Origin of the sequence: Faunimonas pinastri (assembly GCF_900110915.1) — a bacterium.
Taxonomy (GTDB): Bacteria; Pseudomonadota; Alphaproteobacteria; order Rhizobiales; family Afifellaceae; genus Faunimonas; species Faunimonas pinastri.
On sequence record NZ_FOFG01000005.1, the window covers coordinates 93376 to 111261 of the forward strand.

Sequence of the window (17886 nt, forward strand, 5' to 3'; positions counted from 1 at the left end):
GCGAATTTGCAGAAATTCCCTTGGCATCGGACCACAAAGCCGCGGATTGCCGTCAGTTCAGATCAATTTCGATCAAATCGGAAGAGAAAAGCGCGTCGGAGGGGTCCGACGCGCTGAAACGAACGCCTGCGAAGAACGCGGAATGCCGAGGTTACTCGGCCGCGAGAGACGATCGCGCGGGCGTCTCCTGGGCCTTCAGCGCCTGAAGCCGCGGCATGGAGATGATGTGGTAACCAGAATCCACATAATGGATCTCACCGGTTACCGCCCGTGAGAGGTCGCTGACGAGGTACACCCCGGCACCGCCCACGTCCTCGATCGTCACCGAACGGCGAAGCGGGGCATTATCGCGGTGATAGTTGAACATCAGCCGCGCGTCGGAGACGCCCGTGCCGGCCAGCGTCCGCACCGGACCGGCCGAGATCGCGTTCACCCGGATGCCGAGTTCGCCGTAATCGGCCGCCAGATAACGGGTGGAGGCTTCCAGCGCCGCCTTGGCGACACCCATCACGTTGTAGTTCGGCATGACCCGCTGGGAGCCGGCATAGGTCAGCGTCAAGAGCGAGCCGCCATCGGTCATCAGCGGCGCGGCATGCCTCGCCACCTCAGTGAAGGAATAACAGGAGATCACCATCGTGCGGACGAAGTTGTCACGCGACGTATCGGCGTATCGTCCCTTCAACTCCGTCTTGTCGGAGAAGGCGATCGCATGGACCACGAAATCGAGCTTGCCCCAGCTCTCGCCGATCCGCTCGAACACGGCCTTCACCGATGCGGCATCCTCCACGTCGCAGGGGAGCAGCAGGTCCGACCCGATGGACTTGGCCAGCGGCTCGACGCGCCGGCCGAAGCCATCGCCCTGATAGGTGAAGGCGATCTCGGCGCCCTGCTCCGCGGCAGCCCTGGCGATGCCCCAGGCGATCGAGTGGTCGTTCGCCACTCCCATCACCAGGCCACGCTTGCCCTCCAGCAACTTCGTCATTCTGTGACCTCAGGAATCGTGGCGCTGGAAGACCAGCGTGGCGTTGGTGCCGCCAAAGCCGAAGGAGTTGGAAAGCACGCAGTCGAGTTCCTGATTGTCGCGCCGCTCGCGGACGATCGGCATGTCCTCGAAGAGCGGGTCCAGTTCCTCGATATTCGCGCTCTCGCAGATGAAGCCGTTGTTCAGCATCAGGAGCGAGTAGATGGATTCGTGCACGCCGGTGGCGCCCTGCGAGTGACCGGTGAGCGACTTGGTCGCCGCGATCGGAGGGCACTTGTCTTCGTTGCCGAAGACTTCCCGGATCGCCTCGATCTCCTTGAGGTCGCCGATCGGCGTGGAGGTGGCGTGCGGGTTGATGTAGTCGACCTTGCCTTTCACCGTGGAAAGGGCCTGGCGCATGCAGCGCGCCGCGCCCTCGCCGCTCGGCGCGACCATGTCGCTGCCATCGGAGGTGACGCCGTAGCCGGTCACTTCGCCGTAGATGCGCGCGCCGCGCGCCTTGGCATGCTCCAGCTCTTCCAGGACCAGCACGCCGGCGCCGCCGCTGATGACGAAGCCGTCGCGGTTGGCGTCATAGGCGCGGGACGCCTTTTGCGGCGTGTCGTTGAACTTGGAGGACATGGCGCCCATGCCGTCGAAAAGCTCCGACAGCGTCCAGTCCAGTTCCTCGCAGCCGCCGGCGAACATCACGTCCTGCTTGCCGTACTGGATCATCTCGTAGGCGTTGCCGGTGCAATGATTGGACGTCGCGCAGGCCGAGGAGATGGAATAATTGACGCCCTTGATCTTGAACCAGGTCGCCAGCGTGGCGGAGGCGGTGGAGCACATCGCCTTGGGCACGGCGAAGGGGCCGACCTTCTTGGTGGAGCCGGATTCGCGGGTCTTGTCCGCGGCCTCGACGATGGCGCGGGTGGAAGGGCCGCCGGAGCCCATGATGATGCCCGTGCGCTCGTTGGAGATCTCGCGCTCTTCCAGCCCGGCGTCGCGGATCGCCTGCTCCATCGCCACCTGGTTCCAAGCCGTGCCGCCGCCATGGAAGCGGAGCGCGCGGCGGTCGAGAACTTCGGCGGGATCCAGCGTCGGCGCGCCATGCACCTGCGAGCGGAAGCCGTGCTTCTTGTAGTCCTCGGCGAAGACGATGCCCGAGCGCGCTTCCCGGAGGCTCGCCAGCACCTCCTGCGTGTTGTTCCCGATGGACGAAACGATGCCCATGCCGGTGACGACGACCCGCCTCATGGCGAACTCCTTCTATACATCGGTGACGAGGGCGCGGAGCCCCATCCTTCGTTCAAGTCTGGAAAAGGCCGACCTTCAGGTCGTTCGCCCGGTAGATGACCTCGCCATCCGCCTTGAGCCAGCCGTCGCCGATGCCGAGCACCAGCCGCGAGCGTACGACGCGCTTCAGGTCGATGCCGTACTGCACCTGCTTCACGGTGGGCAGCACCATGCCGGAGAACTTGACCTCGCCGACGGCGAGCGCACGGCCGCGCCCCTTGCCACCGAGCCAGCCCAGGAAGAAGCCCAGCATCTGCCACATGGCGTCGAGGCCGAGACAGCCCGGCATGACCGGATCGCCCTTGAAATGGCAGGCGAAGAACCAGAGGTCCGGGCGGATCGCGAGATCGGCCTGGATGAAGCCCTTGCCGTGCTCGCCGCCCGTTTCGGAGATTTCGGAGATCCGATCGAACATCAGCATGGGCGGCAGCGGCAGCTGGGCATTGCCTTCGCCGAAGAGCTCGCCGCGGGCGCAGGCCAGCAGATCCTCGTATTCGTATCGCGTCTGGCGCTCGGTCATAAGCTCGCTTCTGCCCTCCCCGGGGCTTTTCGTCATCATGTTTCGCGTCGTCCTAACACAGGGATGCCGCGCGGGAAATGCCAGGCCGCGGCAAACGGAAGCGCCATGCGGTTGTGCATCGCGCCATAATCGTCATATAAGAAAAACTTGTTCAATTCCGAGCGGCAGACTGAGTGAAATCGGAATGCATCACGACGTGACTTCATGGCAGCCGGAAAGCGGCGCGGAAACCAGCGGCGACATCGTGGCCAAGCTGCGGGACGCCGGGCTGCGGCCGACGCGTCAGCGGGTGGCACTCGGGCGCATCCTCTTCGCCAAGGGCGACCGGCATATCTCGGCGGAAGGCCTTCACGAGGAAGCGCTGGCGGAATCGGTGCGCGTTTCCGTCGCCACGATCTACAACACGCTGCATCAGTTCACCGAGGCCGGTCTCCTGCGCGAAGTCGTGATCGATGGTGGCCGCACCTACTTCGACACCAATATCTCCGACCACCATCACTTCTTCGTGGAAGGCGAGCACAAGCTGATCGACATGCATGGGGACGTGCATTTCGACCAGATCCCGGCCGCCCCGGAAGGCATGGAAGTCACATCCGTCGAGGTGGTCGTTCGCGTGCGCAAGAAGAAAGAGCCGCGCGGCTAAGTCGCCGGCGGCCCTTCGGCGGCATCTTCATCGGTTTTGCATCGGGGGCCTGCGGGCTCCTTATTCGTCGACCTTCTCCTGGGGATAAACGCCCCAGAGCCGTTCCTGCTCGATCCAGCCGCGGAAACCCGTCCCGTCGACAAGGCACCAGCTGCCCGAACATTTGTCGACCACGGTCATCACGCTGGGCTCCAGATAGGCCACGACCTGGTCGGCATCGCTGGCCGTGCGATGGAGCGCCATGGTCCCGTCCTTCTGCCACGGCGTCACCAGAGCGGTGCGCCGGCCGGAGAGCAGGCTGTGCAGCACCCAGCCCTCGTCGCCTTCAGAATCGCGGATCTTCCGCCAGTTGCCGAACTCCTGGACGATCTCGACCGGCAGCCCCGCGCGCACGAAGATGAAGGCGATGGGATAGTCCTGCCCCGGCCCCTTGCGGATATTGACGTGATTGGACTTCAGGCTGACGAAGCGCGGAACGGGAAGGCCGCTGGCGTCCTTGCTGGGTGCGGCCGCCGAGGCGATCCCGCAGCAGGAGGCCAGCAGGACGGCGCCAAGGGCGAGCGCCTTCACCGGAAACCGGGCGATCGACATGAGTGTTCTCCTGAATGGTCGCCAGCCGCACACGGTCTCGCGCGGCAGCGCCTCTCAGGCTTAGGATGCTCCGCTCATGGTTACCGCGAGGTGAATTCGGCGCGCTTTTTCCGGTAGCGGATCTCGTCGAACCGCTGCGACAGGGCGTCGTAAAGCAGGATCCGCCCCACCAGCGGCTCGCCGAAGCCGCCTACCACCTTCAGGACTTCCAGCGCCTGCAGCGAGCCGATGACGCCGGTGACCGCGCCCAGAATGCCGGCCTCCGCGCAGCTCGGCACCAGCCCTTCCGGCGGCTTCTCCGGAAAGAGATCGCGATAGGAGGGATTGTCGCCCTCGAACGGCAGCAGCGTCGTCACGGAGCCGTCGAAACGGCCGACTGCGCCGGTCACCAGCGGCTTTCCCATTTCGGCCGCAACATCCGCCACGAGATAGCGGGTCGCGAAATTATCGGAGCCGTCGACCACCACGTCGTAGCCGCCGATCAGCGCGCGGGCATTGTCGCCGGTCACCCGCACGGGATGGATCTCCACCCGCACATGCGGGTTCAACCGAGCGAGCGCGTCGCGGGCGCTTTCGACCTTCAGCGAGCCGATCGCGGCCGTGTCATGCAGCACCTGCCGCTGCAGGTTGGACAGGCTCACCTCGTCGTCGTCGACGAGCCCGAGCGTGCCGATCCCCGCCGCGGCAAGGTAAAGAGCGACCGGCGAGCCGAGCCCTCCCGCGCCGATCACCAGAACGCGCGCGCCCCGGAAGCGCTGCTGACCCGCGCCGCCCACCTCCGGCAGCACGAGGTGGCGGGCATAGCGGCCGACTTCGTCGGAACTGAAGGGAGTGCCCGGCGCGCCGCTCATCTCAGGCGCCCGGCTGCGGGCCTTCATAGCCGCTGATGATCACCACCTCGCCGGTCGCGACAGGATCGCGGATCGCCTTCGCCGCCTGGTAGGCTTCATCGTGGAAGCAGGCGAGCGCCGTCTCGTAGCTGTCGAACTCGATCACCACGTTGCGGCTGCGGGCGGTGCCCTCCGGCGCTTCGAAGCTGCCGCCGCGCACCAGAAATCGGGCGCCGTAGCGCGCGAACGGCTCGGCATTCGCCGCGACGTACTTGCCGTAGATTTCGGGGTCGGTGACGTCCATGCGGACGATCCAGTAGCCCTTCGCCATTGTTTTCTCCCTCAAAGCGCCTGTTCGATTTCGGCGACGATTGCGTTGGCGGCGGCCACCGGATCGGCGGCAGCCGTGATCGGACGCCCGACCACAAGGTAATCCGCGCCGGCGGAAATCGCGGCGGCGGGCGTCATGACCCGGCGCTGGTCGCCGGCGGCACCGCCGGCCGGGCGAATGCCGGGCGTGACGATCATCATGTCAGGACCGACAATCTTGCGGACGACGGCCGCTTCCTCGCCGGAGCAGACGATCCCGTCCATGCCGGCGGCGAGCGCATCCTCGGCCCGGCGCGCGACGAGTTCGGCGGCAGGGGCGGAATAGCCGACATCGCGCAGGTCGGAATCGCTCATGGAGGTGAGCACGGTAACGGCGAGCAGGCCGACGCTGCCGGCCGGGCGCGCCTCGACGGCGGCCCGCATCGCCTTGGGATAGGCGTGGATCGTGGTGAAGGTCGCGCCGAGGCCCGCGATGCTGTTCACGCCGCCCGCCACCGTGTTGTCGATGTCGAGCAGCTTCATGTCGAGAAAGACCTGCTTGCCGCGCCCGACGAGTTCCTGCACCAGCGGCAGGCCGCCGGCAAAGACCAGCTGCATGCCGACCTTGTAGAAGCTCACGGCATCGCCGAGCCGGTCAACCAGATCGGAGGCGGCGCGCGGGGTCGGCAGGTCGAGCGCGACGATGGTCCGGTCGCGCGCGGTGCGGGGAGTGAAGGGCGAAGGCAAGGCTGGTCTCCGGGATTAGAGGCGCCGCAGCGCGACTTCGACCACCGCGTGGTCTTCCCCCTTGCGCAGGATCAGGTCCGCTCGGGGGCGCGTCGGCAGGATGTTCTGGTGCAGGTTGACGAGATTGATCCGCTCCCACAGATCGCGGGCGATCTCGTGCGCCTCGGGCTCGCCGACTTCCGCATATTTGTGGAAGTAGGATTTGGGGTCGCGGAACCGCGTTTCGCGCAGCCGCATGAAGCGATCGATATACCAGTGCCGGATCGCATCCTCGTCGGCGTCGATATAGATCGAGAAGTCGAAGTAGTCGGAGACGAAGGGGATGATCTTGCCGGCGGACGGAAGATCGCGGGTCTGCAGGACGTTGAGCCCCTCCAGGATCAGGATATCCGGCTGGCCGATCTCCTGCACCGCGCCCGGGACGATGTCGTATTCCATGTGCGAATAGACCGGCGCTGTCACCCGCTCCCTGCCCGCCTTGATGTCGGACAGGAAGTTCAGGAGCGTCCCGACGTCGTAGCTTTCCGGGAAGCCCTTGCGGCCCATCAACCCTTCCGCTTCCAGCACCGCGTTCGGAAACAGGAAGCCATCGGTCGTGACGAGTTCCACCTGCGGCGCGGAAGGCCAGCGCTTCAGGAGTTCGCGCAGGATGCGCGCGGTCGTGGACTTGCCCACGGCGACGGAGCCGCCGATGCCGATGACGAAGGGCGTCTTGCGGCCCTCGTCGGTGTTGAGGAAGCGCCGCGTCACGTCGAAGAGGCCCTGCATCGCCTCCACGTAGAAGCTCAGCAGGCGCGACAGCGGCAGGAACACCTGCTCCACCTCCGCCAGGGAAATCGGATCGTTGAGCGATTTCAGCGCCCGCACGTCCTCGGCCGAAAGCGTCATCGGGGTGTCGGCCCGGAGCTTGGCCCAGTCCTCCAGCGCGAAGAATCGGTAGGGCGACAGCGAGCCCCGGGCGATCTGATCCATCATGCCCGGACTCCCACGCTTCTCGGGGCCACCATCATCACGGCATCCTCATGCGGGGTTTCTCGCCGCTTTTTCTTCCAGCCCCGTCTGCTGCGTGCGGCGCCCGAGCTCTTGCTTCACCTCGTCGAGGCTGACGCCGGACACTTCCAGCACCACGAGGAGATGATAGAGGAGGTCGGCCGCCTCGCCCACGAGGCCGGCGCGGTCGCCCTGCACGGCGGCGATCGCCGCCTCGACGGCTTCCTCGCCGAGCTTCTGCGCGCATTTCGCCGGGCCCTTGCGGAAGAGCTTCGCCGTATAGGACGAGGGATCTTCGGAGCGAGCGCGCAGCGCGATGGTGTCGGCCAGGTCTTCCAGCGTGAAGTCGGTCATTGAGCGGGTTCCGTGGCGCGTCAGGCAGAAGCGGTGTGGCGCACGGGAATGCCCGCTTGCGCCAGTCGCGCCTTCGCCTCGCCGATCGTATGCGTGCCGAAATGGAAAATCGAGGCGGCGAGCACCGCCCCGGCATGGCCGTCGCGAATGCCCTCCACCAGATGGTCGAGAGTGCCGACGCCGCCGGACGCGATCACCGGCACGCGCACGGCATCCGCCACGGTTCGGGTCAGCGCCAGGTCGAACCCGGCCTTGGTGCCGTCGCGATCCATGGATGTCAGCAGGATCTCGCCCGCCCCGAGGCTCACGACCTCCCGGGCGAACTCCACCGCATCGAGCCCGGTGCGGTTGCGGCCGCCATGGGTGAAGATCTCCCAGCGTTCGCTTTCGCCTTCGCCGGACACCTTCTTGGCGTCGATGGCGACCACGATGCACTGGTCGCCGAACTTGTCGGCCCCGCGCGCCACGAAGGAGCGGTCGTTGACGGCGGCGGTGTTGATGGAAACCTTGTCGGCGCCAGCCAGCAGCAGCTTGCGGATATCCTCCACGGTGCGGACGCCGCCGCCGACGGTCACCGGCATGAAGCACTGCTCAGCCGTGCGCGCCACCACGTCGTAGATCGTCTCGCGGCCCTCGTGGCTCGCGCCGATATCGAGGAAACAGAGCTCATCCGCCCCCGCCGCGTCATAGGCCTTCGCCGCTTCCACGGGATCGCCGGCATCGATCAGGTCGACGAAGTTGACGCCCTTCACGACGCGGCCGTCCTTCACATCGAGGCAGGGAATGACGCGGGCCTTCAGCATCGGACGGCCGCCTTTCCTGTTCTGTCCGTCCTCGCGGCAACGCCGCTGCGGGCGAACGGGCCGTCCTTCACATCGAGGCAGGGAATGACGCGGGCCTTCAGCATCGGACGGCCGCCTTTCCTGTTCTGCCCGTCCTCGCGGCAACGCCGCTGCGGACGAACGGGCCGTCCTTCACATCGAGGCAGGGAATGACGCGGGCCTTCAGCATCGGACGGCCTCCTTTCCTGTTCTGCCCGTCCTCGCGGCAGAGCCGCCACGGGCGGTCGGGACGTCCTTCTCAACGAGGCAGGGGATGACGCGGGCCTTCGGCATCATCAGAAGGCTCCGAGACCGGGGGTCATCGGCCAGCACCGGGCGGCGCGCAGCGTGTTGAGGGCCTCGGACGGGTCGAGCCGTCCGTCATAGAGCGCGCGGCCGGAGATCGCGCCTTCGAGGATCGCCGCGTCGGGCTTCGTGAGCCGCTCGATGTCGACCATGGAGGCGAGGCCGCCGGAGGCGATGACGGGGATCGACACGGCCTGTCCCAGCGCGATCGTCGCATCCCAGTTGATGCCGGCCAGCACGCCGTCACGGTCGATGTCGGTGTAGATGATCGCCGCAACGCCGGCATCCTCGAAGGCGCGGGCGAGATCGACGGCCTCCATGTCGGAGGTCTCCGCCCAGCCTTCCACCGCGACCTTGCCGCCGCGTGCGTCGATACCGACGGCGATACGGTCGGGATGCGCCGCCGCCGCCTCGCGCACGAGATCGGGATCGCGAAGCGCCGCCGTGCCGAGAATGACGCGGCTGACGCCCTTGGCCAGCCACCCTTCGATGCCGGCGCGGTCGCGGATGCCGCCGCCCAGCTGCACCTTCATCTCGGTGCCGGCCGCCTTCAGGATCGCCTCGACGGCCTCGCCGTTGCGGCTTTCTCCGGCAAAGGCGCCGTTGAGATCGACCACGTGCAGCCAGGGAAAGCCGATGTCGCGGAACGCGCGCGCCTGATCGGCGGGATCGGCATTATAGACGGTCGCCTGCTCCATCTCGCCTTTTACCAGGCGGACGCAGGCGCCATCCTTCAGATCGATCGCGGGAAACAGGATCAAGGCTTCCACCTCAGGAAATTGCCGATCAAGGCGAGGCCGAGGGCCTGGCTCTTCTCGGGATGGAACTGGGTGCCGGCGTAATTGTCCCGCCCGACGATGGCTGTGACCGGGCCGCCGTAATCCGCCGTGGCGACCACGTCGCCGGGATCGACGGCCCTCAGGTGATAGGAATGGACGAAATAGGCGTCGAGGCCGTTCTCGCCCGTCGGCACATCGGCCAGGAGCGGATGCGGATGCGCCACGTCGAGGCTGTTCCAGCCCATATGCGGGATCTTGAGCCGCGGATCGGCGGGGGTGATTTCCACCACGTCGCCGGGAATCCAGCCCAGGCCTGCCGTCACTTCCTTTTCCACGCCGCGCGAAGCCATGAGCTGGCAGCCGACGCAGATGCCGAGAAAAGGCGTTCCGCGCCGCATCACCGCTTCCGTCAGCGCTTCCACCATGCCGCCGACCGCATCGAGGCCGCGCCGACAATCGGCATAGGCGCCGACGCCCGGCAGCACGATGCGTTCCGCGCGGGCGACGACGTCCGGATCGGCGGTGACGTGCACCGTTTCGGCGCCCTGCTCGCGAGCCACCCGCTCGAACGCCTTGGCGGCGGAGCGGAGATTGCCGGAGCCGTAATCGATGATGGCGACGCTCACCCTTCCGCCTCCGGGAACAGACCGACGACGCGATTGTCCTCGTCGGCCCGGCCGCGCCAGATCGACAGCGGGGGGCGCACCGGCGGAGGCGCGCCGTTCGAAGACGCCGACGCCTCTTCCTCGACCGTGGCGCGGGAACTGGCGGGGCGGGCGAAGTAGCGGACCTCCGCCTCGCCCAGACTGCCGGCGGCGATGCCGCCCGTTTCCCGCCAGCCGCGACGGCGCAGGCTCCAGCGCCTGATCTCGTTGGCCTGGAAGCCGAGGAACAGCTTGGCCAGGAACGCGATCAGGATGCCGCCGAAGCCGCCGGTGAACTGCGCCAGCACGCCCAGCAGGACGAGATAGACGACGTAGCCGAGAAGCCCCAGCCAGAGCCGGTGCCAGAGGAACCAGAGAAAGCCGAAGAAGAAGGCCGGCCACGAGAAGCCGTCCTTGACGAAGCGGACCCGCTCCGCCTCGCCGGCGGAAAGCGGCACATCACCTGTCGTGCCGGGCGGAGTGTGGATGGTGAAGATCTTCATCGCTCAGCCCGTCAACGTGCCCTTCGTGGACGGTACGCTGTCGGCGGTACGCGGATCGATCGCGATGGCCTGCCGCAGCACCCGCGCCACCGCCTTGAAACAGGTCTCGGCGATGTGGTGGTTGTTCTCGCCGTAATGATTGACCACGTGCAGCGTGATCCCGGCATTGTGGGCGAGGGCGTGGAAGAACTCGCGGAAGAGCTCGGTGTCGAATTCGCCCACCTTGTCGCGGGAGAACTCGACTTTCCAGATCAGATAGGGTCGGCCGGAGACGTCCACCGCCGCGCGCGTGCAGGTCTCGTCCATGGCGAGGTCGAGCGAGGCGTAGCGCGTGATGCCGCGCCGGTCGCCCAGCGCCCTGGAAATGGCCTGCCCGATGGCGATGCCCACATCCTCGGCCGTGTGGTGGAAATCGATATGCAGGTCGCCCTTCGCGCGGATCGTCATGTCGATCAGCGAATGGCGCGACAGCTGCTCCAGCATATGATCGAGAAAGCCGATCCCGGTCTGGACGTCGTAGCGTCCGGTCCCGTCGAGAGCGACAGCGACGGAGATATCCGTCTCGTTGGTCTTGCGCGAAATCTCTGCGGTGCGCACAGCGGCTCTTTCCCGATGTCTCCCGCCGGCTTTTAACAGGCTCGTCCGCATCGCGCTACAGCCGCGCGACGGCGCGCTTCGGCGGTCATCGAAGCTCCTGTTTGCAGCCCCGGTTTGCACGACTTGGCGGGATGATTACATAAGCGCGGTGAACAAGGGGCTGCCCGGAGGCTCGACGAGATCCGGAAGGCCTGCTGCAGGAGTTTCCTTTGAGCGAACAATCCCCCTACGCAACCTGGCACGGCACGACCATCGTCACCGTGCGCAAGGGCGGCAAGGTCGTGGTGGCCGGCGACGGGCAGGTCACGATGGGCCAGACCGTGATGAAGGGCAATGCGCGCAAGGTGCGCCCGCTGGCCAAGGGCGAGGTCATCGCCGGATTTGCCGGCGCCACCGCCGACGCCTTCACCCTGCTGGAGCGGCTGGAAGCCAAGCTGGAGCAATATCCGGGGCAGCTCATGCGTGCTTCCGTCGAACTCGCCAAGGACTGGCGCACGGACCGATATCTCCGTCGGCTGGAAGCCATGATGATCGTGGCGGACAAGGCGACGACACTCGTGCTGACCGGCAACGGCGACGTGCTGGAGCCGGAGAACGGCATCGCCGCCATCGGCTCGGGCGGCAATTACGCGCTGGCGGCCGCCCGCGCGCTCGCCGACACCGACAGGAGCGCCGAGGACATCGCCCGTCGCGCCATGCAGATCGCCGGCGAAATCTGCGTCTACACCAATGCGAGCGTGATCCTGGAACAGCTCGATGCTCAGTCCTGAGGAACGGGACGCGGCGATCCGCGCCGGCATCCTCAGTGCCGAGCAGGCGGACAGGCTCGACAGTTTCCTGAAAAGCCGGCCGGCTTCGACTGCGACATTCGCCTCGGACCAGGGCACCCACTCGCCCGACGACGAGCATGTCCGCTTCGCGCGCGGCTTCCATGATGTCTTCCTGACGGTCGGCGTGGTGATCCTGCTCTTCGGCGCGGGCATTGCCGGGCCGCTCCTGGGCGGCAACGGCCTGCCGCTGGTGGCCGGCCCGGTCATCGGCGCGGTGCTCGCCTGGGCGCTGGCGGAATTCTTCGTGGCGCGCCAGAAGCTGGTGCTGCCGGGCATCGTGCTGGCGCTTGGCTTCACCGCCTTCGCGGCGGCTGCGGCCGGGCTCGCGGATGGCGTCAGCTGGTCCGTTCTCTGGGCCCCGGCGACACGGACCGGAGCCTTGCCGGCGGCGATCACCGGGCTCGTGGCGTCCTGCCTGTTCTATGCACGCTTCCGCCTGCCCTTCGCTGTCCTCACCATCGCCGCGGCAACGGTCGGCACGTTGCTGGCCGTCATCGCGCAATGGGCACCGGATGCGATCTGGCGCTGGCATGCCTTGATAATCCTGGGCTGCGGCATCGTCACTTTCGTGATCGCGATGGCCTTCGATCTTTCCGATCCGGCCCGCGTGACCCTCCGGTCCGACCGGGCGTTCTGGCTGCACCTCTTCGCCTCGCCGCTGATCGTGCAGTCCGTGATCTCGCTGATCGTGCCGGACGACCGGATGGACTTCACGCCGGCCGAAGGGGTCACGGTGATCGCCCTGGTGATCGTCCTTGCGGTCGTCGCCGTGACCATCGACCGACGCGCCCTGCTGGTCGCCGCCCTCAGCTATCTCGGCTTCGCCATCGCCTCGCTGATGCACGGCGCGAATGTTTCCGCCGGCGGCATCTCGGCGGTCACATTGCTGCTTCTGGGCGCCCTCGTCGTCGGTCTCGGCGCCGGCTGGCAGCCCATCCGCGCCTTCCTCCTTCGCGGCCTGCCCTGGCCGCATTCCCTGCTCAATCGCTTGCCCCCCGTGGGAGTATCATCATGACCACCTTCTCGCCCCGCGAAACCGTTTCCGAACTCGACCGCTTCATCATCGGCCAGAACGACGCCAAGCGCGCCGTGTCCATCGCGCTCCGCAACCGCTGGCGCCGCCAGCAGGTGGAAGGCCCGATGCGCGACGAGATCCTGCCCAAGAACATCCTGATGATCGGGCCCACGGGTGTCGGCAAGACGGAGATTTCCCGCCGCCTCGCCAGGCTGGTCAACGCGCCCTTCATCAAGATCGAGGCCACCAAGTTCACCGAGGTCGGCTATGTCGGCCGCGACGTGGAGCAGATCATCCGCGATCTCGTGGAGGCAGGGATCGGCCTCGTGCGCGAAGGCAAGCGCAAGGGCGTTGAGGCCAAGGCGCACCAGCAGGCGGAAGAGCGCGTGCTCGACGCGCTGGTCGGCGCCCATGCCAGCCCGACCACCCGCGAGAGCTTCCGCAAGAAGCTCCGGGCCGGCGAGCTCGACGACAAGGAGATCGAGATCGAGGTCAAGGATTCCGGCAATGGCGCGGGCTCCTTCGAGGTGCCGGGCATGCCGGGCGCGTCCATCGGCGTGATGAACATGAGCGAGATGCTCGGCAAGGCCTTCGGGCAGGGCCGCACCAAGTCGCGGCGCACCAATGTCCGCGACAGCTATGCCTTGCTGATCGACGAGGAAGCCGACAAGCTCCTGGACCAGGACCAGATCGTGCAGGAAGCCATCCGCTCGGTGGAGGATGACGGGATCGTCTTCCTCGACGAGATCGACAAGATCTGCGCCCGCGAGGGCCGTGCCGGGGACGTGTCCCGCGAGGGCGTGCAGCGCGACCTGCTGCCGCTGGTGGAAGGCACGACCGTGGCGACCAAATACGGGCCGGTCAAGACGGACCACATCCTCTTCATCGCGTCCGGCGCCTTCCATGTCGCCAAGCCCTCCGACCTCCTGCCGGAGCTGCAGGGCCGCCTGCCCATCCGCGTGGAACTGCAGGCGCTGACGGAAAGCGATTTCCGCCGCATCCTGACGGAAACCGAGGCGAGCCTCATCAAGCAGTACAAGGTCCTGATGGGCACGGAGGGCGTGAACCTCGACTTCACCGACGACGCCATCGACGCGATCGCCCGGATCGCCGTGGAGATCAATTCCTCGGTGGAGAATATCGGCGCCCGCCGCCTGCAGACGGTGATGGAGCGGATCCTCGACGACATCTCGTTCACCGCGCCCGATCGCTCCGGCGAAGCCGTGTCGGTCGACGCCGCCTATGTGGAGAAGCATGTGGGCGATCTCGCCCGCAACACGGACCTGAGCCGCTTTATTCTCTGAGGCGGAAAACATTCCCGGAGAGCAAAAGGGCGGCCACGGGCCGCCCTTTTTTTGTCAGCCGACAATGAGCGTCAGAGCGACAGCCCGCGCTGTGCGGCGAGGTTCTTCAGCGAACCAAGGGGCCGCGCGCCGACATGCGAGATGATCTCGCCGGCCGAAAGCGCGCCCAGTTCGGCGCAGCGGCCGAGCGGCGCCCCGCGCGACAGGCCGAACAGGAAGCCCGAGGCATAGAGGTCGCCCGCGCCGGTCTTGTCGACGATGGTGTCGACCGGCGGCGCGCCGACCTGGACACGACCTTCCGGGCCGCCGAGAACCAGGGAGCCTTCGGCGCCGAGCGTCACGGAGGCGAGCTTCACGTCCCGCTCCAGCTGCTCAAGCGCTGCATTGAAATCCTCCGTGCCGTAGAGCGCCATCACCTCGGGATGATTGGCGAAGACGATGTCGACCGTGCCGGTCTTCATCAGGTCGATGAATTCCTCGCGGTAGCGGTCGACGCAGAAAAAGTCGGAGAGGGTGAGCGCCACCTGCCGGCCGGCTGCATGGGCGATGCGCGCCGCCTCGATAAACGCTTCCTTGGCCTTCGGCGGATCCCAGAGATAGCCTTCCAGATAGGTGATCGCCGCGCCCTCGATCGTCGGGCGGTCGAGATCGGCCGGCGTCAGTTCCTGGCATGCGCCGAGGAACGTATTCATGGTGCGCTCGGTGTCGGGCGTGATCAGGATCATGCAGCGGCCGGTCGCCGTGCCGTCCGCGCCGAGCGGGTTGGTGGGGAAGCGCACGCCGATGGAATTCATGTCGTGGCGGAAGAAGCGGCCGAGATCGTCGTCGCGCACCTTGCCGATAAAGGCGGCGCGGCCGCCGAGCGAGGCGACGCCCGCGGCGGTGTTGCCGGCGCAGCCGCCGGACACGAGCTGGCCCGGCCCCATCAGGCCGTAGATCCGCTCCGATTCCCCGGCATCCACGAGGCGCATGGAGCCCTTCACCAGCTTCTCGCGAACCAGGAAGTCCTCTTCCGTCTGGGTAAGCACATCGACGATCGCGTTGCCGATCGTCAGAACATCGATATCCGCCTGGGCCATGGTCCCCGCCTTGCTTGACGGGGTCGCGTAGCGAATCGCGGCGGCCATGGCAAATTCATAAAGCCGCGCCTTCCGGGTGGCCTGGCTTGCGGGCTTCCCCGCCGCGGCCTATCTCGCGACGATGGTTCCCCCGCCGGAAAGAGCGCCCGTGATCGAAGCCGCCTCGCTTGCCCTCTCCGAAATCTGGACCCGGCCGTTCCGCGCGGTGCTGTGGAAATCGCTGGCGCTGACGCTCGCGCTGCTCGCCGTCTTCTGGACGGCGGGCCACTATCTCCTGCACCACTACATCAGCTTTTCGCGCGGCTGGATCGAGACATTGTTCTCGATCCTGTCCGGCCTCGGTCTCCTGATCGGGCTGGCCTTCCTGGTTGCGCCGGTGACCGCGCTCTTCGCCGGCCTGTTCCTCGACGATATCGCCGAGGTCGTGGAGCGGACGCATTATGCCGGCGACCCGCCCGGCCGGGCGATGCCGGCGGTTCGCTCCATCGTCGCCACGCTGCGCTTCACGCTGGTGGTTCTCCTCGTCAACGCGGTGGCCCTGCCGCTGGTGCTGGTGCTGGGCTTCGGCGCGGTGATCTTCTTCGTGGCGAACGCCTATCTCCTGGGCCGCGAATATTTCGAGCTGGCCGCGCTCCGCTTTCACGATCCCCGGACGGTGAGGGCGATGCGCGAGCGGCACGGGATCCAGCTCTTCATGGCGGGAGGCATGATCGCGCTGGTCGTGGCCATCCCGATCGTGAACCTGATCGCGCCTCTCTTCGCGACCGCCTTCATGGTGCATGTCTTCAAGGAGATCGAGGCAGCGGACCGGTCGAGCGGCCGACTGCTCGCCACGCCGGCGGCCACCTGAACGTTCATGCTTTGATCCGCAGCTCCACCTGTGCCAGAATGGGGCGCAGAACGGCCTCGCGTGAATCCATGGCGTCCAGAACCTCCGTCCAGATCATTACCGGGTCACAACTCGCCGTGCCGCAACGGATCGCGCTGCCGGTCGACGGCCGCCAGTCGGAACGCGCGCTGGCGATCCGGCGCGGCGTCTGCCGCCGCCTGCGGGCCGAGGGGTTGGCCACGGTGCCGGAAGTGACCCTGCCCTCCGGCCGGCGCGCGGATCTGGTCGCGCTCTGCCCCAAGGGTGGCGTCACCATCATCGAGATCAAGTCGTCGATCGAGGATTTCCGTGCCGACAACAAATGGCCGGACTACCTCATGCATTCCGACCGGTTCTTCTTCGCCACCGGCCCTCACGTCCCGCCGGAGATCTTCCCGGAGGAAGCGGGCCTGATCGTCGCCGATCCCTATGGAGCGGAGATCATCCGGGGCAGCGAGGAGCGGAAGCTCGCGGCCGCCACGCGCAAGGAGATGCTGATCCGCATCGCCCGCGCCGTCGCGCACCGGCTGCATGACCTGGAAGACCCGGAGGCCCTCGCCGGGGGGTTCTGAGTCGCGGCGGGCGATCCTGCCCATACCTCGATCGGAGAATTGCCTCCGCCTTCTGCGTCCTTAAATATCCCGGAGAACGCTAGGGGAGTGCCATGAGGATCGTCTGCATCGGCGGCGGACCGGCAGGCCTTTTTGTCTCGATCCTGCTGAAGCGGCAGAATGCCCGCAATCAGGTGACCGTCCATGAGCGAAATGCGCCGCACACGACCTTTGGCTGGGGCGTGACCTTCGGGCAGGACTTCCTGCGCGACCTCGATGCGGCCGACGCGACCGTTGCCGCGGAGATTCTCCGACAATCGCTCTCGTGGTCGAGCATGGCCATGTTCATCAACGGGGCCGCCCCGCTTTTCCGGGCGAATTCGGGCCTCGCCATCGGCCGCCAGACCCTGCTGGACCTCCTGACGAAACGCGCGAACGATGTCGGAGTGGAGATCTTTCACCAAAGCGAAATCCGGACGCCGGCGGACGTGCCCGGAGCGGACATCGTGGTGGCCGCCGATGGCGCGGGCAGCGTCCTGCGGCAGGGTCACGCGCGAGAGTTCGGGGCGAATATAGGCATCGGCCGGAACAAATATGTCTGGCTTGGCACGTCCAGGCTCTTCGAGGCCTTCACCATCGGCTTTACCCGCACCGATGCCGGATGGATCTGGTTCTATGCCTATGGCTTCGCCCCTGGGACGAGCACCTTCATCGTCGAATGCGCGCCGGAGACATGGGCCGGGCTCGGTTTCGACCGGATGGGAGCGGCGGAAAGCCTGAGGAAGCTCGAAGGGCTGTTCGCGCGGGAGCTGGGCGGGCACGCGCTCCTGAGCGCTGAAGAAGGCTCACCGGGCCGGCTGGCGTGGCGCAGGTTCCGTCTGGTGCGGAACCGGCGCTGGTCTCACGGCAATCTCGTGCTGGTCGGCGACGCCGCGCACACCACCCACTTCTCCATCGGCTCCGGCACGCGGCTGGCCATGCAGGACGCGGCCGCCCTGGCGGGGCATCTCGCGCGCGAATTCACGGTCAAGGCTGCCTTGTCGGCCTATGAGCGCGAGCGCCGTCGTGCGATGGCCGCGCCGGCACGGGATGCCCGGCTCAGCGCGGAATGGCTGGAGAACGTGCCGCGTTATGCCGGGAGTGACCCGGAACGCTTCTTCAGCCTGTTCCTGGATCGGCGTTCGCGGATCATGCCGTGGATTTCGCCGGAAGCCTATGGCCGGCTCGATCGCGCCAGCCGGCAAATGCCGATCCTGCAAACGGCCCGCGATCTCATCGCTGGACGTCGCCCGGGCCGATCGCCGGACCGAGTCTGAGTCGGCCGATTGTCCCCCGCCGCCGCACTAGG

At 66.8% G+C, this 17886-nt stretch carries 22 protein-coding genes; 7 read left to right on the plus strand and 15 right to left on the minus strand.

Annotation, left to right across the window (positions count from 1 at the left end; all coding sequences use genetic code 11):
• Positions 1–151 precede the first annotated feature (151 nt).
• Genes fabI through fabA form a run of 3 tightly spaced genes read right to left on the minus strand, consistent with a single transcriptional unit; the run spans position 152 to position 2777 of the window.
• Positions 152–982 (minus strand): enoyl-ACP reductase FabI, encoded by an 831-nt coding sequence (gene fabI / locus BMY25_RS08595; protein WP_092496234.1) that lies wholly within the window; start codon positions 980–982, stop codon positions 152–154.
• 9 nt (positions 983–991) lie between these two features.
• Complete coding sequence (gene fabB, locus BMY25_RS08600; protein ID WP_092496235.1) at positions 992–2218, minus strand: beta-ketoacyl-ACP synthase I; 1227 nt, start codon at positions 2216–2218, stop codon at positions 992–994.
• Between the two features lie 52 nt (positions 2219–2270).
• Positions 2271–2777, minus strand: coding sequence for a 3-hydroxyacyl-[acyl-carrier-protein] dehydratase FabA (gene fabA, locus BMY25_RS08605; protein WP_092496236.1), 507 nt, complete (start codon positions 2775–2777; stop codon positions 2271–2273).
• A gap of 184 nt (positions 2778–2961) precedes the next feature.
• Here fabA and irrA point away from each other — a divergent pair, with 184 nt between their 5' ends.
• Positions 2962–3420, plus strand: a complete 459-nt coding sequence (irrA, locus tag BMY25_RS08610) for an iron response transcriptional regulator IrrA (protein ID WP_092496237.1) — start codon at positions 2962–2964, stop codon at positions 3418–3420.
• A 60-nt stretch (positions 3421–3480) separates the two neighbouring features.
• Here irrA and BMY25_RS08615 read toward each other — a convergent pair whose 3' ends face one another.
• The 11 genes from BMY25_RS08615 to hisB form a co-directional block, all read right to left on the minus strand.
• Complete coding sequence (locus BMY25_RS08615; protein ID WP_092496238.1) at positions 3481–4011, minus strand: SH3 domain-containing protein; 531 nt, start codon at positions 4009–4011, stop codon at positions 3481–3483.
• 80 nt (positions 4012–4091) lie between these two features.
• Positions 4092–4862 carry a molybdopterin-synthase adenylyltransferase MoeB gene (locus tag BMY25_RS08620; protein WP_092496364.1) on the minus strand — a complete coding sequence of 257 codons (771 nt, stop codon included), beginning with the start codon at positions 4860–4862 and terminating at the stop codon, positions 4092–4094.
• 1 nt (position 4863) lies between these two features.
• Entirely contained in the window at positions 4864–5172 is a 309-nt protein-coding gene (locus BMY25_RS08625; protein ID WP_092496239.1) for a DUF1330 domain-containing protein, read from the minus strand.
• 11 nt (positions 5173–5183) lie between these two features.
• Positions 5184–5897: an orotidine-5'-phosphate decarboxylase gene (pyrF, locus tag BMY25_RS08630; protein ID WP_092496240.1), complete on the minus strand. Its 714-nt coding sequence runs from the start codon at positions 5895–5897 to the stop codon at positions 5184–5186.
• 15 nt (positions 5898–5912) lie between these two features.
• Positions 5913–6872, minus strand: coding sequence for a type I pantothenate kinase (gene coaA / locus BMY25_RS08635; RefSeq protein WP_092496241.1), 960 nt, complete (start codon positions 6870–6872; stop codon positions 5913–5915).
• Between the two features lie 45 nt (positions 6873–6917).
• Positions 6918–7241 (minus strand): phosphoribosyl-ATP diphosphatase, encoded by a 324-nt coding sequence (locus BMY25_RS08640; protein ID WP_092496242.1) that lies wholly within the window; start codon positions 7239–7241, stop codon positions 6918–6920.
• A gap of 20 nt (positions 7242–7261) precedes the next feature.
• Positions 7262–8044: an imidazole glycerol phosphate synthase subunit HisF gene (gene hisF, locus BMY25_RS08645; protein WP_092496243.1), complete on the minus strand. Its 783-nt coding sequence runs from the start codon at positions 8042–8044 to the stop codon at positions 7262–7264.
• Positions 8045–8358: 314 nt separating this feature from the next.
• On the minus strand, positions 8359–9129 hold the full coding sequence (gene hisA / locus BMY25_RS08650) for a 1-(5-phosphoribosyl)-5-[(5-phosphoribosylamino)methylideneamino]imidazole-4-carboxamide isomerase (RefSeq protein ID WP_092496365.1): 771 nt from the start codon (positions 9127–9129) through the stop codon (positions 8359–8361).
• A complete protein-coding gene (gene hisH, locus BMY25_RS08655) occupies positions 9126–9773 on the minus strand; it encodes an imidazole glycerol phosphate synthase subunit HisH (protein WP_092496244.1) in 648 nt (215 codons plus the stop codon). The genes hisA and hisH overlap by 4 nt, the downstream gene beginning before the upstream one ends.
• A complete protein-coding gene (locus BMY25_RS08660) occupies positions 9770–10294 on the minus strand; it encodes a DUF2628 domain-containing protein (protein ID WP_092496245.1) in 525 nt (174 codons plus the stop codon). Before BMY25_RS08660 ends, hisH begins: the two co-directional genes overlap by 4 nt.
• A 3-nt stretch (positions 10295–10297) precedes the next feature.
• Complete coding sequence (hisB, locus tag BMY25_RS08665) at positions 10298–10942, minus strand: imidazoleglycerol-phosphate dehydratase HisB (protein WP_092496246.1); 645 nt, start codon at positions 10940–10942, stop codon at positions 10298–10300.
• Between the two features lie 158 nt (positions 10943–11100).
• Between hisB and hslV the strand changes: the two genes are divergently transcribed.
• The 3 genes from hslV to hslU are packed head-to-tail and all read left to right on the plus strand — an operon-like array spanning position 11101 to position 14040.
• Positions 11101–11661, plus strand: coding sequence for an ATP-dependent protease subunit HslV (gene hslV, locus BMY25_RS08670; RefSeq protein ID WP_092496247.1), 561 nt, complete (start codon positions 11101–11103; stop codon positions 11659–11661).
• Positions 11648–12736: a hypothetical protein gene (locus tag BMY25_RS08675; RefSeq protein WP_092496248.1), complete on the plus strand. Its 1089-nt coding sequence runs from the start codon at positions 11648–11650 to the stop codon at positions 12734–12736. Before hslV ends, BMY25_RS08675 begins: the two co-directional genes overlap by 14 nt.
• Positions 12733–14040, plus strand: coding sequence for an ATP-dependent protease ATPase subunit HslU (gene hslU / locus BMY25_RS08680; RefSeq protein ID WP_092496249.1), 1308 nt, complete (start codon positions 12733–12735; stop codon positions 14038–14040). Before BMY25_RS08675 ends, hslU begins: the two co-directional genes overlap by 4 nt.
• A 71-nt stretch (positions 14041–14111) precedes the next feature.
• Here hslU and BMY25_RS08685 read toward each other — a convergent pair whose 3' ends face one another.
• Positions 14112–15119 carry an adenosine kinase gene (locus BMY25_RS08685; RefSeq protein WP_092496250.1) on the minus strand — a complete coding sequence of 336 codons (1008 nt, stop codon included), beginning with the start codon at positions 15117–15119 and terminating at the stop codon, positions 14112–14114.
• Between the two features lie 148 nt (positions 15120–15267).
• Between BMY25_RS08685 and BMY25_RS08690 the strand changes: the two genes are divergently transcribed.
• The 3 genes from BMY25_RS08690 to BMY25_RS08700 all read left to right on the plus strand — a co-directional run bounded on the left by BMY25_RS08690 (position 15268) and on the right by BMY25_RS08700 (position 17854).
• Positions 15268–15969: a sulfate transporter family protein gene (locus BMY25_RS08690; RefSeq protein WP_092496366.1), complete on the plus strand. Its 702-nt coding sequence runs from the start codon at positions 15268–15270 to the stop codon at positions 15967–15969.
• 68 nt (positions 15970–16037) lie between these two features.
• Positions 16038–16559, plus strand: a complete 522-nt coding sequence (locus BMY25_RS08695) for an MmcB family DNA repair protein (RefSeq protein ID WP_092496367.1) — start codon at positions 16038–16040, stop codon at positions 16557–16559.
• Positions 16560–16651: 92 nt separating this feature from the next.
• Positions 16652–17854, plus strand: coding sequence for an FAD-dependent monooxygenase (locus BMY25_RS08700; RefSeq protein WP_092496251.1), 1203 nt, complete (start codon positions 16652–16654; stop codon positions 17852–17854).
• Positions 17855–17886: the final 32 nt, after the last annotated feature.

Coding starts and splice junctions, on each gene's coding strand:
- fabI (WP_092496234.1), bottom strand. CDS start 982: ATGACGAAGTTGCTGGAGGGCAAGCGTGGCCTGGTGATGGGAGTGGCG.
- fabB (WP_092496235.1), bottom strand. CDS start 2,218: ATGAGGCGGGTCGTCGTCACCGGCATGGGCATCGTTTCGTCCATCGGG.
- fabA (WP_092496236.1), bottom strand. CDS start 2,777: ATGACCGAGCGCCAGACGCGATACGAATACGAGGATCTGCTGGCCTGC.
- irrA (WP_092496237.1), top strand. CDS start 2,962: ATGCATCACGACGTGACTTCATGGCAGCCGGAAAGCGGCGCGGAAACC.
- BMY25_RS08615 (WP_092496238.1), bottom strand. CDS start 4,011: ATGTCGATCGCCCGGTTTCCGGTGAAGGCGCTCGCCCTTGGCGCCGTC.
- BMY25_RS08620 (WP_092496364.1), bottom strand. CDS start 4,862: ATGAGCGGCGCGCCGGGCACTCCCTTCAGTTCCGACGAAGTCGGCCGC.
- BMY25_RS08625 (WP_092496239.1), bottom strand. CDS start 5,172: ATGGCGAAGGGCTACTGGATCGTCCGCATGGACGTCACCGACCCCGAA.
- coaA (WP_092496241.1), bottom strand. CDS start 6,872: ATGATGGATCAGATCGCCCGGGGCTCGCTGTCGCCCTACCGATTCTTC.
- BMY25_RS08640 (WP_092496242.1), bottom strand. CDS start 7,241: ATGACCGACTTCACGCTGGAAGACCTGGCCGACACCATCGCGCTGCGC.
- hisF (WP_092496243.1), bottom strand. CDS start 8,044: ATGCTGAAGGCCCGCGTCATTCCCTGCCTCGATGTGAAGGACGGCCGC.
- BMY25_RS08660 (WP_092496245.1), bottom strand. CDS start 10,294: ATGAAGATCTTCACCATCCACACTCCGCCCGGCACGACAGGTGATGTG.
- hisB (WP_092496246.1), bottom strand. CDS start 10,942: ATGCGGACGAGCCTGTTAAAAGCCGGCGGGAGACATCGGGAAAGAGCC.
- BMY25_RS08675 (WP_092496248.1), top strand. CDS start 11,648: ATGCTCAGTCCTGAGGAACGGGACGCGGCGATCCGCGCCGGCATCCTC.
- hslU (WP_092496249.1), top strand. CDS start 12,733: ATGACCACCTTCTCGCCCCGCGAAACCGTTTCCGAACTCGACCGCTTC.
- BMY25_RS08685 (WP_092496250.1), bottom strand. CDS start 15,119: ATGGCCCAGGCGGATATCGATGTTCTGACGATCGGCAACGCGATCGTC.
- BMY25_RS08695 (WP_092496367.1), top strand. CDS start 16,038: ATGGCGTCCAGAACCTCCGTCCAGATCATTACCGGGTCACAACTCGCC.
- BMY25_RS08700 (WP_092496251.1), top strand. CDS start 16,652: ATGAGGATCGTCTGCATCGGCGGCGGACCGGCAGGCCTTTTTGTCTCG.